We start from the raw sequence: 15,095 nt of genomic DNA on the forward strand, positions 1-15,095 counted from the left end.
ATCCGATGAAGGGCCACGCTGTAACGGTCGCCTGGCCTTCGCCGTCAGATTACGAATTCACGCATCACGCGCCGCGTATCCATCTCGAATTCGAGATCGACCACCGGCGGCCGCGCAAAATGCCAGGTCATGCCCTGCCGCGAGGCACCGCGCTTGACCAGTTCATCGGCCACCACGGGATGGAAATCCTGCACCGTGTAGATCTGCGTCGCGGTGGTGTCCTTCCACGAGAAGCCGAAGGCGCCGAGGCGTTCTTCCATATTGCTCATGGTCATCCACGTTTTCTCCCGGAATGCGTCCGGCGAGGTCTCGCGATATCGCGTGATGCGCTCGGGATATGTTCCAGGTCCACCGCGCGCTTCAGCGCCACCCGCAATCACGAAAGTCGGCTTGGCACCGAGCGACGGCCGCGTAAACGAGAACGCGTAAAACGACGGCTCGCTCGGCGGATCGATTTCGAGACACACATTGCTGCGCGCGACGGGATTGTTGGTGCCGTCGAAGATGCCCCATTCAGCAAGCGTCTTGACATAGTGCTCGTTGAATTTTCGAAAACCAGCTTCGTCGACCACTGCAGGCGAGCGCAGTTCGCAGGCGCAGAACGATGTCAGCGGGCGATCGGCCGCGAGAATGTAATCGGCAATACGCGCAAATCCATCGGCCAATGGCAGCCATGTGTCGAAACGAACGCGCTCGATCTCGAAATCCGCATTGGCGGCAACGCCGCTGGAATACTGAAACACTGCGGGAATATAGCGATAATTGCCGGCTGGAAAATCGCGCGTCATGGGGTGGGTCCTGTGGGGGCCATGCGGGCCGCCAAAAGATAATGGCGGATCGCATGAAGCGATCCGCCATCCAACCTCAAACCATGTGCCCCCGCAAGCTCAGCTTCGCAAGGCCGCGTCCGTGCGATTAGGCCGTCCGCGTATGCTCCAAATCGAATTCCTCGATCTGCTTGGCGCGTTCCGTTTCCTTGCTGGCGCGGTGATCGGTGGCGACGGCGACATACACCGCGGGCAGCACGAACAGCGTGAACAGCGTGCCGATCATCATGCCGGAGACGACCACGAGGCCGATCGAGAAGCGGCTCGCAGCGCCTGCGCCCGCTGCAGTCAGCAGCGGCAGCAGGCCGGTGACCATCGCGGCCGTGGTCATCAAGATCGGACGCAGACGCACGCGGGCGGCCATCTCGATGGCCGAGCGACGATCGAGGCCTTCCTTGAGCTGCAACTCGTTGGCGAACTCCACCATCAGGATGCCGTGCTTCGAGATCAGGCCCACCAGCGTCAGCAGACCGACCTGGGTATAGATGTTGATCGTCGCCAGACCGAAGAACAGCGGGATCAACGCGCCCAGGATCGCCATCGGCACCGTGATCATGATGACCAGCGGATCGCGCAGACTTTCGAACTGCGCCGCCAGCACCAGGAAGATGATGATCAGCGCGAAGCCGAACGCCACCGCGAGCTGGTTGCCTTCCTGCACATATTGCCGGCTATCGGCGAGATAGTCGTGGTTGAATCCCGAGGGCAGTTGCTTGGCCGCCCCTTCGAGGAAGTCCACCGCCTGACCGACCGTGACGCCAGGCATCGGCACCGCCTGGAAGGTCGCCGAGTTCAGCTGGTTGTAGTGCGACAGCGCGTTCGGGTTGGTACCGGTCTCCACCTTCACCAGCGTCGACAGCGGCACCTGCTGCCCCGTCGTCGTCGGCACATAGTAGTTCGCCAGCGAATCCTGCGAAATGCGCATGCCACGCGGCACCTGCGGGATCACCTGATAGGAGCGCCCCTCGAGATTGAAGCGGTTGGTGTAGTTGCCGCCGAGCAGCGTTGCCAGCGTATTGCCGATGCTCGACATCGTAATGCCGAGATCGTTGGCCTTGGAGCGATCGATGGAGACGCGCACCACCGGCTGATTGAAATCGAGATCGCTGTCGCTGACGATGAACAGACCGCTCTTGCGCGCGGTGTCCTTCAACTTGACCATCTCCTCATAGACCGACTGGAAACCGTTGGTCGAGCTGATCACCATCTGGATCGGCAGACCGCCGGGACCGCCCGGCAGCGCCGGAAGGTTGAATGCGAAGGCGTTGACACCCTCGATCTTGCTGAGCTCGGCCTGCACCAGCGGCTTCAGCTGCGTAGACGAGCGCTTGCGTTCGTCCCACGGCTTCAACAGCATGCCGGCGATACCGTTGCTCGGACCGTTGGTGCCGTTGATGATGAAGCGCAGATCGGTTTCCGGGAACTTCTTGAACACCTCGTCCATGCGATCGCCGTAGAAATCCGCGTAGTCGATATTGGCGTATTTCGGTGCCTTGGTCACCGCAAACAGAATGCCCTGATCTTCCTCGGGCGCCAGCTCCTTCGACGTGTTCATGTACATGAAGCCGACGAGACCGAGGATCACAACGGCGAACATGGCCGTGATGGGGCGATAGTCCAGCGAACGATCGAGCTGCCGGCCATACCAGCGCGTGGTGGCGCCGAACACCTTGTCCACCTTCTTGGCGAACCAGCCCGGCTCTTCCTGCTTCAACAGCACCGAGCACATCATCGGCGACAGCGTCAACGCGATCACGCCGGACACGATCACCGAGCCCGCCAGCGTGAAGGCGAATTCGCGGAACAGCGCACCGGTCAGACCACCGATAAAGCCGATCGGCGCATACACCGCCGCCAGCGTGATGGTCATGGAGATGACCGGGCCAACGATCTCGCGCGCGCCTTCCAGCGACGCCTGCACCGGCGATTTGCCCTCTTCCAGATGGCGGTGGATGTTCTCCACCACCACGATGGCGTCGTCGACCACGAGGCCGATGGCGAGCACCATCGCCAGCAGGGTCAGCAGATTGATACTGAAGCCCATGACGAGCATGAGGCTGCAGACGCCAACCAGCGACAGCGGGATCGTTACCACCGGAATGATGACCGAGCGGAACGAAGCCAGGAACAGGAAGATCACCACGATCACGATGCCAACGGCTTCGATCAGCGTGTGCTCGACTTCCTCGATCGACGACGTGATGAACTTGGTGGAGTCGTAGGCGACCTTCATCTTCAGCGATGGCGGCAGGTTACGCTCGAGTTCGGGGAACAGCGCGCGCACGCCCTTGACGATGTTGAGCGGATTGCCGAGCGGCGTCGACTGCACGCCGATAAAGATCGCGCGCTCACCACTAAACGCCACACTCGCGTCCGTACTCTGCGCGGCAAGCTCGACGGTGGCGATATCCTCCATACGGACAAAGCCGCCGTCCTTGGCTTTCACCGTCATGCGCTTGAATTGCTCGACGTTCTGCAGGTCGGTATTCGCCGTCACATTGGAGACGATGTAATAGCCTTTGGTCTGACCCGCTGCCGCCTGGAAGTTGTTGGCGCGGATCGCCGCAGCGACATCGTCCGGAGATACACCGCGGCCCTGCATGCGTAGCGGATCGAGCCACAGGCGCATCGCGAAGGTCTGACCGCCGAGGATTTCGGCCGATGCCACGCCGTCCACCGTCGACAGGATCGGCTGCACCGCGCGCGTCAGGTAGTCTGAGATCGCCGAACCGGACAGTTCCTCGCTGGAGAAGCCGAGATACATGACGGCCGTGGTCGAACCGGTCGATTTCAGAATGACGGGGTCGTTGGCTTCCTTCGGAATCAGGTATTTTACCGAATTGACCTTCGACAGAACTTCGGTGAGCGCGGCATTGGGATCGACGTTGAGCTTGATATAGACCGAGATCAGGCTCTGGCCCTGCGTCGATGCCGACGTCATGTAGTCGATGCCTTCAGCAGCCGCGACGGCCTGCTCGATGGGCGTCGTGATAAAGCCCTGCATCAGGTCCGGCGACGCGCCGGGATATACCGTGGTGACGGTGATCACGGTGTTCGACAGTTTCGGATACTGACGGATCGGCAGGCTGGTTGCAGCCTTGAAACCGATCAGCAGGATCAGCAGGCTGACGACCAGCGCCAGCACCGGGCGCTTGATGAAGATATCCGTGAAGACCATTGCGGTCGCTCCGTCATCGGCACCATCTGCCGGCCATCACAGGCCGCGCGACGATGCGAGAAAATTCATTCAGATGAACCGGGACGGACCGCATGTCGCGGCCCGTCCATCGGGTTTCAGTTCAGCGGCGGCTTCGCCGGAATCTGCGGCAATGGATCGGTCGAGATCGACACCAGAGCGCCCGACTGCAACTTGAGCTGTCCGACCGCCACGACGCGATCGCCGGCTTTCAGGCCCTGCGTGACCACCGCACGGCCATCAATGCGGTCGCCAGTGCGCACGAAGGTCCGCACCGCCGAGAGCTCGGTCTTGCCATCGTCGGTCTTCTTCTCGGTGATCAGGTAAACCGAGTCGCCATAGAGCGTGTAATCGACTGCAGTCTCCGGCACGGTGATGACAGCCGGTTTGTTCGGCAGCACGACGGTCGTGGTCGCGAACATGCCCGGCTTCAGGATGCCTTCCGGATTCTGCAGCGTCGCCTGAATACGAATGTTGCGCGTATCCGCTGATATCTGCGGCTCGATCGTGGTGATCTTGCCCTCGAATTTGCGGCCCGGATAAGCGTCCACCGAAATGCGCACAGTCTGACCGACCTGCAGCTTGCCGGAGTCTTTTTCCGTGACCGTGAAGTTGTTGTAGACGGCGGACAGATCAGTGAGCGACACGATCTGCGTGCCGGCCGTCAGGTACTGGCCGACTTCGACCCGACGCGTGCCGAGCACGCCGTCGAACGGCGCGCGCACCTGCTTCTGCGAAATCACCGCTTCGGTCTTGGCGATGCTGGCCTGTGCCTGATCATACACCGCCTGCGTGGTGTCGACGGTGGCCTGCGGACCAACCTGACGCTCGGCGAGCTGTTTGGCGCGGTCGAGATTGATGCGCGCCACGGTGGCAGCCGCCTTGAAGTTGGCGAGGTCGCCCTGGTCCGGTCCGTCGAACAGTTGCACCAGCGGCTGGCCAGCCTTGACGGTCGCGCCCGCGGTGAACTGGATGTCGGTAATACGGCCGTTGACGTCGGAGGTGACGTTGACCTGATGCACGGCGGCGAGATCGCCGACGGCGCTGATCAGGTTGGGCACGACTTCGGACTTTGCATCCGCAACACTCACCACACTCGGCGGCGGCTTCATGGTGGCGAAGAACTGCTTGATCATGTGGGCGCGGAACGCGTTGAAGCCCACCAGGCCGCCCACCAGGATCGCCAGCAGGATGCCGACGATGATGAACCAACGCACCATCCGCGGACGCGGACGGGGCTTCTCGACTGTCGCGCGCGGCGCCGTGCTGCTGCTGGGTTCGGTCGTGAGTGTCATGTCATGCGCTTTCTGTCGTAGTCGCTGGCATCAGGTACGCCGGAAGCTCGCGATCGATATACGTCGCGATCGCCGTGTCTTTCAGTCCGATACCGCGGAGAATAAACTCGCAAAGTTGCCGCTCGTTGTCGGCGGTGCTGGCATAAGGCAAACAGGGAACCGAGGGAAGGCGCGATAATGCCGCCATCATCGCGGTATGGTGCGCAAACCAGAAAAGACCCATCGGCTCTTTTCCGATCCGGACCGCGTCGCCCGTCCGGACAGCGTCTTCAAGTGACGCCGTAAAGGTCGGGCCGATCAGTTCGCCGATCTTGTCGAACAGCAGCCGGGCGAATTCGCCGTCCTGCAACTGGCTGATGACCATTAGCCGCAGGCGCTGCGCCTCTTCATGATCGGGATCGGGATCGCGCGGAATGTCGAGGAAGTGCCCGACCATGCCGCGAATCAGAATCACCAGCGTCTCGGTTGACGGCGGCAGACCGAGCAGCTTGTTCAGTGCGGGATCGGCTTCGCATTCCTCCGCCAGGATCTCGGCATAGAGCGCCGACTTGGTCGGGAAGTGCTTGAACAGCAAGCCTTCCGAAATCGACGCCGCAGCCGCCACGCTCTTGGTCGTGGTGCCGGCAAATCCATTGCGCGCAAAGCATCGCTTCGCCGCGCTGAGGATCAGCTCGCGCCTGAGGTCGTGGGTCATTCGAAGTGTGCTCATATCGTCGTGAGTAAGCACTCACCTCTATTCGTGTCAAGAAAATGGTGCGTTGCATCCGGAGAATGACTGCAGGTGGTATCTGGCCGCCACAGTGTTGCATTCTCGCGACGCCAATGCGCCCGAGCTATGCGGTCCCCTCAAGATGAGGGGTGGCAGCGCGCCGTGAAGCGCAAAGGGTGGTTTTCATCGCGATCCGCTCCACCGGAACGCCGGTAAGCTGCAACCGCGCAACGCCTCACGGCGCGCCACACCGCAGACAAGTTTACGCAGTCTGCGACTGCTATGGGCGATTTCTGTCCCTGGGGCCGTGCTTCCTGGGACGTGGCCTCTGCAGGTTTCCCCGCTTTGGCCTGTCCCAGTCCAGCCGTTTCCGGCAGAGCCCCGTAGTGGGCCCGGACGGCTACCCAAAGCCTCCCGAGTGCGCGAGGGAACGTCTCCCTCATGCCCGCAGGCGCCGCAATCCCATCTCCACCTCAAGACGCCTCTAGAAGCGCCCCTCGCGAACCGGATGAGGGGAGGATGATCCTTGTAGGTATATTGTCAATGTATGTAGGAAAAAATGTTTGGGATGCTTTGGTCCCAAACTGTCATTCCGGGCGGGACCGGCGCCGAAGGCGACGGGGCCGAGCCCGGAATCCCGACATGGGAGTCTCTGAGCCTGAAGCCATCGCGGAATTCCAGGTTCACGTCCGGCAAAAGCCGGCCATGCCCCGGAATGACGCGTGTGGGTGACCGCGTGAGTTACACCACCGTCTTATGCCGCTCGATACAGGTGGTCAGTACCTCGTCCATCGACTTGCTCCACCAGTTCTCCGAGAAGATCTCGATCTCGGAGTAACCGGCGAAACCTTGCGCCTCGACAGCAGCGCGAGCGGATTTGATATCAATGACGCCGTCGCCCATCATGCCGCGGTCGTTGAGGATGTCCTTCGTCGGCACCAGCCAGTCGCAGACGTGAAACGCGAGCAGTCGGTCCTGCCCTGCCCGCGCGATCTGCGCGTGCAGCTCCGGATCCCACCAGATGTGATAGACGTCGAGGGCGACGCCGAGCATGCCGGTGCGGTTGGGATCGAGCCGATCGCAGATATCGAGCGCCTGCTCGGTGGTGTTCACGCAGGCGCGATCGGCCGCGTAAGCCGGATGCAGCGGCTCGATGGCCAGCGGCATCTTCGCCTGCCTCGCATATTCCATCATCTCGGCGATACCATCATCGACCTGCGCGCGCGCATTGATGATGTTCTTCGAGGGCGCAGAGCCCGGCCGCGAATATTGTGGCAAACCGCCGACGACCAGCACGATGCACGGTGAGCCCAATGCCACCGCTTCATCGACGCAGCGCTTGTTGTCGTCGCGCTGCTGCTGGCGATGGGCTTCGTCCGAGACGAACATGCCGCCGCGGCAATAGCCGGACAGTTCGAGGTCGTGATCCCGCACGGCCTTCACGGCCTTGTCGAGACCGACGGCCGCCACCTGATCGCGCCACGGCGAGACGCCGCGGATCTTGTGACGTGCACAGGCCTCGGCGATGGCGACGAAGTCGCCCTGCTTGCGGACTGTCGCCGTGTTCAGCGACAGCCAGCGATGGTCATTCGAGAAGTCACGCATCTCAGGCTTCGATCCCGCGCGTTGCCATGATCGCCTTCATGCGCTGCGTCGCCAGTTCGGGATTCGCGAGCAGACCCGCCTTGTCGGCGAGGCGGAACAGTTCGGCGAGATGCTGGGTCGAGCGCGTGCTCTCCTGCCCGCCGATCATGGTGAAGTGATCCTGATGGCCGTTGAGATAGGCCATGAACACGATGCCGGTTTTGTAGAACCGCGTCGGCGCCTTGAAGATATGACGCGACAGCGGAACCGTGGGGCCGAGCACATCGTGGAAGCCGGCCTCGTCGCCAGCGGCGAGACGCGACAGCGCATAGGACGCGGCCGGCGCGATGGCGTCGAAAATGCCGAGCAGAGCGTGCGAGAAGCCCTTGTCGTCGCCGGCAATCAGTTCGGCATAGTTGAAATCGTCGCCGGTATACATCTTCACTTCGGGCTTGAGGCGACGGCGCATGTCGATCTCGCGCTGTGCATCGAGCAGCGACACCTTGACGCCGTCGACCTTGGCAGCGTTACGGTTGATGACATCGACGGCGATATCCATCGCGGTGTCGAGGCTCAGCGTACCCCAGTAATTCGCCAGCGCCGGATCGAACATGTCGCCGAGCCAGTGGATGATCACCGGCTGCGCCGACTGCGACAGGATACGGTCATAGACGCGGCCGTAATCTTCGGCGCTCTTGCCGAGCTTGGCCAGCGCGCGCGAGGCCATCATGATGATGCGACCGCCGACCTTCTCGATGGCTTCGAACTGCTGTTCGTAGGCCTTGATCACATCATCGATCGACCTGGCATCTTCCACTGCAAGGTGATCAGTGCCGGCACCCGAGAACACCAGCGCGCCGCGCGGCTTCGCCGCCGCGACAGAGCGCGTGATGAGTTCGAGCGAGGTTGGCCAGTCCATGCCCATACCGCGCTGCGCGGTGTCCATCGCTTCCGCGACGCCGAGGCCGAGATCCCAGACGTGCTCACGAAACGCGATGGTGCGGTCCCAATCGATGGTCTGATTGAGCCACGGGTCGCATTCCGCCAGCGGATCGGCAACGATATGCGCCGCCGAGAACGCGATGCGGTTCAGCGTGCCGTCCAGCTTGGCCGGAAACGTCCGCGACGCTGCGAGACGATAGGTCTCGATCGAACGATCGGCCTTCGGCAGCTTCAGCGACAGCGTCGAGCCGGTAGACGTGGGCATGACTGGCTTGTTCATGGCGAACCTCAGACCTTGAGTGCGGGAACGTCGATCCAGCGGCGCTCCTTCCAGCTTTCCAGCGCGCATTCGACGAGCTGCACGCCCTTGGCGCCTTCGAGCAGCGTGTACTTGTAGGGCGCATCCTCGCAGACGTGACGGATGAACATTTCCCACTGCTCCTTGAAGCCGTTGTCGTAGACGGCGTTGTCCGGAACCTTCTGCCAGTCGGCATAGAAGTCGTGCGTGCGCTTCTCGTCGGGATTCCAGATCGGGCGCGGCGTCGCCTGGCGGGCCTGGATCATGCACTCGGTGAGACCGGCAACGGCCGAACCGTGGGTGCCGTCGACCTGGAAGGTGACGAGGTCATCGCGATAGACGCGCGTGGCCCAGGACATGTTCATGTGGGCAATGACGCCGCCCTTCAGCTTGAAGGTCGCATAGGCCGAGTCGTCGGCGGTGGCCGTGTACTTCTTGCCCTGCTCGTCCCAGCGCGCCGGGATGTCGGTGGTGCCGAGGCAAGTGAGGCTCTCGACTTCGCCGAACAGATTGTCGAGCACGTAACGCCAGTGGCAGACCATGTCGAGGATCATGCCGCCACCGTCTTCGGCGCGGTAGTTCCAGGACGGGCGCTGGGCTTCCTGCCAGTCGCCTTCGAATACCCAGTAGCCAAACTCGCCGCGCACCGAGAGCATCTTGCCGAAGAAACCGCTGTCGCGCAGCATCGCCAGCTTCTTCAGACCGGGCAGGAATAGCTTGTCCTGCACCGTGCCGTGCTTGAGGCCCTTGGCGTTGGCCTTCTTGATGACATCGAGGGCGGCTTCGAGATTGGTCGCGATCGGCTTCTCGCAATAGATATGCTTGCCGGCCTCGATCGCGCGGTTGAGCAGACCCGGACGCGCCTGCGTGGTGGCAGCGTCAAAGAAGATGGTGTCGTTCTTGTCGGCGAAGGCCTTGTCGAGATCGGTGGTCCAGCGCTCGATGCCGTACTTCTTGGCGAGGCCTTCGATCTTCTCGGCATTGCGGCCGACCAGGATCGGATCCGGCATCATGCGATCGCCGTTCTTCAGGGTCACGCCGCCCTGCGCACGGATCGCAACGATCGAGCGCACGAGATGCTGATTGAGACCCATACGGCCGGTGATGCCATTCATGATGATGCCGAGGCGGTGGACAGCCATAGTCAGGACTCCTGGAGAACTTTAGTTTGAGAATGATCGGATGAAGCGAGCTGGAGCGGCGCCAGCGCCGACCAGTCCGGATGTGCGCCGGATGCAAATCCGGCAGAGATCAGCGATCCCGTGAGGAGATCGCCGTCGTGAATCGACAGACGGATGATGTCGCCGTCGCGGCGGTAGAGATCGGGATGCGCCGTCAGGAAGGCCTCGGCCTCACCATCCGGCGCGGTACCGAAACCATCGACGTAGTGATGGCCGTTGCGCTCGGCATGGGTGACGCCGATCAGCGCACCGAGCGCCAGATCCTGCTGCACGCCGAGGCCGGCCTGGCAGGTGAGATCCTCGCCGGTGATGAAATGGTCGACACCCTGCGCGCTCCACGCGGCAGCACGGGTCGCATTCGCAATCGACTTGTAGAAGCCCTTGCAGGATTTCGAGGAAATGCCCCGATAGCCCAGCAACTTGGCGGCGGGGAATGCGTCCCAGCTGTCGTCGGCTTCGTCGATGATGAAATTGCGCGACGACAAATTGCCGAGCGGTGACTGGCGCGTGATGTCGCGCGGCATCGGCTGTTCGATGTAAAGTAACTTGGATGCAATCGGCGCCAGTGCGCTGTCATTGTCGAGGCGATCGACCAGCACGCCGAGCGCGTTGAGATCGGCATATTGCTCATTGGCGTCGAGCGAGACCTGATAGTCGTAAGGCAGTGTCGTCAGCGCCTGACCGATGCGCGTCAGCCGTGCTGCATCCGCTTCCGGATTGCCGTTCATCTTGAGCTTGAAGTAACGCGCGCCGCTATTCTGACGGGGGTCGGCGACACCGCCCTCGCCTTCGATCACATCATCGAGGCCGACGGTGTGGCGCAGCGCGACGCGCTCAAGTCGGTGACGGCTGGCCAGGAACGTCGCGATGTCGTCGGCGCCGAGATCGGGAGCAAGACGCGCGGTAAGACCGGTGACGTTGGCCTTCATGCCCGTGAAGAAATCCGTGCCCAAGCCACGCAGCAGTGCGTCGAGCACAGCCTTGTCGATTTCCGCCGGACCGAAGCTTGCAGCCAGCGGTGGAATGTCCAGTTCGGCGCAGGCCTTCATCTGCTCGCCGATACAGGCCGCATGCAGGCCAAAGGCCGAGATGAAACCCGACTGCGCGCGATAGAGCTCTTTTGCAATTGCCAGCGACTGCCGGAGCTCATTCACGGTGTCATCGATAGCGAGATGCGGCCGCTTGTCGAACCACTTCGGCACCATCAGCTCGGCGGAGGCGCCGACGAACACGCCCTTGCCTTCGACCTCAAGCTCGGCCCGCACAAAAGCCTGCGGCGCGGCATTGACCGTCACAGCGCCAAAGCGAAACGGCCGCACGAACGCCACGTGGCGCTCGAACAGCGTAATGTCTCGCAAGGCGATCCGTGCCGACATGGACATGGGCCTTAGTCCAGTGTGCTGTTGGTCATGAAGTGCTTGCGGATGCGCGCGACCAGATCGGTGAAGATCGGGTTCGACATCGCATCGAGCGTGCGCTCGCGGCCGAGCGGCACGTCGTAGATCGCAGCGATGCCGCCAGGGCGCTCGGTCATGACCAGCACCTTGTCGGCAAGGAACACCGCTTCCGGAATCGAATGCGTGATCAGCAGAATCGTCTTGCCGGTGGTGCGCTGAATACGCGACAGCTCGACATTCATCTTCTCGCGCGTCATGGCGTCGAGCGCGCCGAACGGCTCGTCCATCATCATGATCTTGGGATCGTGCACCAGCGCGCGGCAGATCGAGGCGCGCTGCTGCATACCGCCGGACAGCTGCCATGGCAGCTTCTTCTCGAAGCCTTCGAGGCCAACCATTTTCAGAAGCTGCTTGGCGCGGTCCATGTACTGGGCGCGCGGCAGGTTCTTCATGTCGATCGGCATGAGGACGTTGTTGATGATGTTCCGCCACGGCAGCAGCAGCGCGTTCTGGAACACGATGCCGACATCGCCATGGGGCTCGGTGACTTTCTTGCCGTCGACGTGGATTTCGCCTGATGTCGGCGCAAGAAGGCCCGAGATCAGTTTGAGCAGCGTGGACTTGCCGCAGCCGCTTGGTCCGACCACGACGAAGAACTCGCCGTCATTGATATGGAAGTCCAGGGGACGCAGCGACTGCACCTGGCCGTCGCCGGTCCCATAGGTCTTGGAGACGCCGGAGAGATTGATCCCCGACGCCTTCGATTGTGCGGACTGCTCGGATACGACGCGAAGATGCGCACTCGGTTGATCGACGCTCATGGTCCTCATCGCTGCAGTCATTACGGCTAGTCCTGTTGGTTTCGTCAGTTCGGTCGAGATAGCCGGGCCGGTTACTTCGGCAGATACTCGTTGGTGTAGAAGGCCTTCGGATTGTCCTTGGCCTTGGCTTCCAGACCGCCGTATTCGACCATCAGCTCTACCGATTCCTTCATGTTCTGATCGGTGACCTGGAACGGACGCTTACCCTTGGTTTCCGGCGTGGTGTAGAGCGGGATGGTGAGCTCGAAGCCCTGGGTCAGGGTCTCGATCTTGCCGCCCTTCGGGTTGGCATCGAGGATCGACTGCGCGGCAGCCTTCGGCTCCTTCGACGCAGCTTCGACGGCCTTGGTGGTGGCCGACATGAAGCGCTTCACGAGATCCGGATTGGCCTTGGCATAGTCGGTATTGGTGACGATGCCCGACGACACGAGATGAATGCCGTAATCGGCGAACTTGATCGGATACACATCCTTGCCGGTGGCATCCTTGATCTTCATGGACTGGTCCATGACGTAGCCGAGCAGCAGGTCAGCCTGGCCGTTGATGACGGCGTTGAGCTTGGTCTGTCCGTCGCCGGCGACGGTCTTGAAATCGGATTCCTTCAGGCCGGCCTTCTTGAGGAACAGCGGCCAGATCTGGGTCATCGAATCCGCCGGCGTGATCGCCACGGTCTTGCCCTTGATGTCGTCCGGCTTCTTGATGTTCTTGTCGACGAAGCCCATCACCGACATGGCCGAGGTCTGCAGCAGCACGCCGGTGGCGATCACCGGGGCGCCCTTCACGGCTGCGCGCATCATGGTGGGAACGTCGACATAGCCGAAATTCACGCTCTTGGCGGCGACGGCCTGCACGGTCGCAGCCGAACCGCGGCCTTCCTGAATGTCGAGATCGATGCCTTCGGCTTCATAGATGCCCTTGGCCTTGCCGTAGTAAAACGGCGAATGCTCACCATAGACATACCAGTTGAGCATCAGCGTCACCTTGTCGGCGGCAGCCGCCGGCGTGGCGAGTGCAAGCGTGACGGTGATCGCGGCAGTCGAAACAGCAGTAACCCATTTCAGCATTTTAGCCTCCCATTGAAGCAGGTGATCGCGGCCCGTTTCGCCGGACCGCTTGTTTGGAATTGCAGGTCCCGATCAGGACCCGATGAAGACATCCGCGCGCTGGCTGACGTGCCAGGGAATCGCAAAGCGTTCGATACGATCGACAAGCCAGAACAGAATGACGCCGAGCAGCGCGAGGATCACGAGAGCTGCAAACATCGTCGGCAGATCGAAGGTGCCGATCGAGCGCTGCAGCACATAACCGATGCCGGAATTGGAGCCGACGAATTCACCGACCACAGCACCGACGACAGCGAGCGTGACGGAGACCTTGAGGCCGGAGAAGATCGCCGGCAGCGCGTGCGGCAGGTTCACGGCGCAGAACACGCGCAAGCGGCTGCCCTTCATGGCGCGGGCGAGATCGACCATGTCGGGATCGACCGACTTGAAGCCCTGCACCGCCGATACGACGACCGGAAAGAAACCGAGCAGGAAGGCAGCAATGATCTTCGGCACGATGCCGAAGCCGAACCACACCACGAACAAGGGTGCGATGGCGACTTTGGGAATCGACTGCGAGAACACCAGCAGTGGATAGACATAGCTTTCGACGGTCCTGGAGCCGGCGATCAGCATGGCGATGGGAATGCCGAACACGGCCGAGGCGAGAAAGCCGAGCAGCGTCGCGTAAGTCGTCGGCCACGACTGCGAAAGCAGCTCGGGCCAATCGGTATAGAGCACCTTCACGACGTCGCCCGGCGCAGGGATCTGATAGGCGGGAATGTTGAAGATGCGGATCGCCAGATCCCAGCCGACAACGATCATCACCAGCAACAGGAATGGGCGCAGCCATGAGGCGTTCAGCAGCTTCGATACACTGCCGGGTGCTTTCTTCTCACTCACGCGTCTCGTCTCCCAGATGCCGGCTTCGCGGTCGCATTTAACTCGTTGGATAAATACAGCGCATGGCTTCACCGTTGTCAATTGGCCGCTTAACTAGCGAAAATTACACAATGATTTCAGGCGCTTTGGCGGGCCGAGGTGTGGACAACCGTCGCCGGCGGGAGCTGGAATTCGGCCACGGATCGGCCGGTGAGCGCCGCCAGGACGAGCGCCACCATATGCGCCAGCCGCTCGTCCCTCGCCTCCTTCGCCAGGAGATCCCTGCCGAAAATCACGCTGAGCGTGGCATTGTTGCCGATATAGAAAAAGCTCAGCGCGGCGATGGAAATGTAGAGCTGCACCGGATCCATCGCGACCTTGAAATCGCCTGACGCGACGCCGCGCAAAACCACCGTGCGGATCATCTCCACGAAGGGCGAATGCATCGACTTCACCTTCGTGGAGCGCTTGATGTGCTTCGCGCGCTCCAGATTCTCGGTGTTGAGCAGCGCGAGGAATTCCGGGTTGCGGATAAAATAGTTCCAGGTGAAGGCGATCAGGCTCTCGATGGCCTCAGGCGGATCGAGATGTTCGAGATCGAGCGTGCGTTCTTCGGCGCGGATCTGCTCATAGGCACCTTCGAGTACCGCAAGATAGAGCGCATCCTTGTTGCCGACGTGATAGTAGAGCATGCGTTTGTTGGCGCCGGCCTGTGCGGCGATGCGATCAACGCGCGCACCGGCGAGACCCTTGCTCGCGAATTCCTTCTTGGCAGCCTCGAGAATGCGCAGACGCATCCCTTCCGGGTCACGCTGCCACTTCAATGCTTTCTTCGGCGCTTTTTTAGTTGTTTTTGCCAAACCCGAATCCCGTCGCTCAGCGGAATGACGCAACAGCCGCACGTCTATCGCGTGTAGCAT

12 protein-coding genes are annotated in these 15,095 nt (G+C 61.6%); all 12 read right to left on the minus strand.

Annotated features, from left to right (window positions below; all coding sequences use genetic code 11):
• Window positions 1–44: 44 nt before the first annotated feature.
• On the minus strand, window positions 45–788 hold the full coding sequence (gene cnbZ / locus AB8A33_RS16465; protein WP_439093733.1) for a 2-amino-5-chloromuconate deaminase CnbZ: 744 nt from the start codon (window positions 786–788) through the stop codon (window positions 45–47).
• Window positions 789–915: 127 nt separating this feature from the next.
• Complete coding sequence (locus AB8A33_RS16470) at window positions 916–4,005, minus strand: MexW/MexI family multidrug efflux RND transporter permease subunit (RefSeq protein WP_439093734.1); 3,090 nt, start codon at window positions 4,003–4,005, stop codon at window positions 916–918.
• A 116-nt stretch (window positions 4,006–4,121) separates the two neighbouring features.
• Complete coding sequence (locus tag AB8A33_RS16475) at window positions 4,122–5,318, minus strand: efflux RND transporter periplasmic adaptor subunit (RefSeq protein ID WP_439093736.1); 1,197 nt, start codon at window positions 5,316–5,318, stop codon at window positions 4,122–4,124.
• A gap of 1 nt (window position 5,319) precedes the next feature.
• Window positions 5,320–6,027 (minus strand): TetR/AcrR family transcriptional regulator, encoded by a 708-nt coding sequence (locus AB8A33_RS16480; RefSeq protein WP_092147699.1) that lies wholly within the window; start codon window positions 6,025–6,027, stop codon window positions 5,320–5,322.
• 741 nt (window positions 6,028–6,768) lie between these two features.
• The gene (locus tag AB8A33_RS16485) at window positions 6,769–7,632 is read right to left on the minus strand and encodes a sugar phosphate isomerase/epimerase family protein (RefSeq protein ID WP_439093738.1); all 864 of its coding nucleotides are present in this window, start codon (window positions 7,630–7,632) and stop codon (window positions 6,769–6,771) included.
• A 1-nt stretch (window position 7,633) separates the two neighbouring features.
• The gene (locus tag AB8A33_RS16490) at window positions 7,634–8,833 is read right to left on the minus strand and encodes a dihydrodipicolinate synthase family protein (RefSeq protein ID WP_439093740.1); all 1,200 of its coding nucleotides are present in this window, start codon (window positions 8,831–8,833) and stop codon (window positions 7,634–7,636) included.
• Between the two features lie 8 nt (window positions 8,834–8,841).
• Entirely contained in the window at window positions 8,842–9,993 is a 1,152-nt protein-coding gene (locus AB8A33_RS16495; RefSeq protein WP_439093741.1) for a Gfo/Idh/MocA family protein, read from the minus strand.
• A 2-nt stretch (window positions 9,994–9,995) separates the two neighbouring features.
• A complete protein-coding gene (locus AB8A33_RS16500; RefSeq protein ID WP_439095953.1) occupies window positions 9,996–11,408 on the minus strand; it encodes a hypothetical protein in 1,413 nt (470 codons plus the stop codon).
• 11 nt (window positions 11,409–11,419) lie between these two features.
• Window positions 11,420–12,271, minus strand: coding sequence for an ABC transporter ATP-binding protein (locus AB8A33_RS16505; RefSeq protein WP_439093742.1), 852 nt, complete (start codon window positions 12,269–12,271; stop codon window positions 11,420–11,422).
• 50 nt (window positions 12,272–12,321) lie between these two features.
• Window positions 12,322–13,314 (minus strand): ABC transporter substrate-binding protein, encoded by a 993-nt coding sequence (locus tag AB8A33_RS16510; protein WP_439093743.1) that lies wholly within the window; start codon window positions 13,312–13,314, stop codon window positions 12,322–12,324.
• 72 nt (window positions 13,315–13,386) lie between these two features.
• Window positions 13,387–14,118 (minus strand): ABC transporter permease, encoded by a 732-nt coding sequence (locus AB8A33_RS16515; protein ID WP_433993659.1) that lies wholly within the window; start codon window positions 14,116–14,118, stop codon window positions 13,387–13,389.
• A gap of 194 nt (window positions 14,119–14,312) precedes the next feature.
• A complete protein-coding gene (locus tag AB8A33_RS16520; RefSeq protein WP_309949136.1) occupies window positions 14,313–14,972 on the minus strand; it encodes a TetR/AcrR family transcriptional regulator in 660 nt (219 codons plus the stop codon).
• Between the last annotated feature and the right edge of the window lie 123 nt (window positions 14,973–15,095).

This window comes from Tardiphaga sp. 813_E8_N1_3, from assembly GCF_051811025.1.
GTDB lineage: Bacteria > Pseudomonadota > Alphaproteobacteria > Rhizobiales > Xanthobacteraceae > Tardiphaga.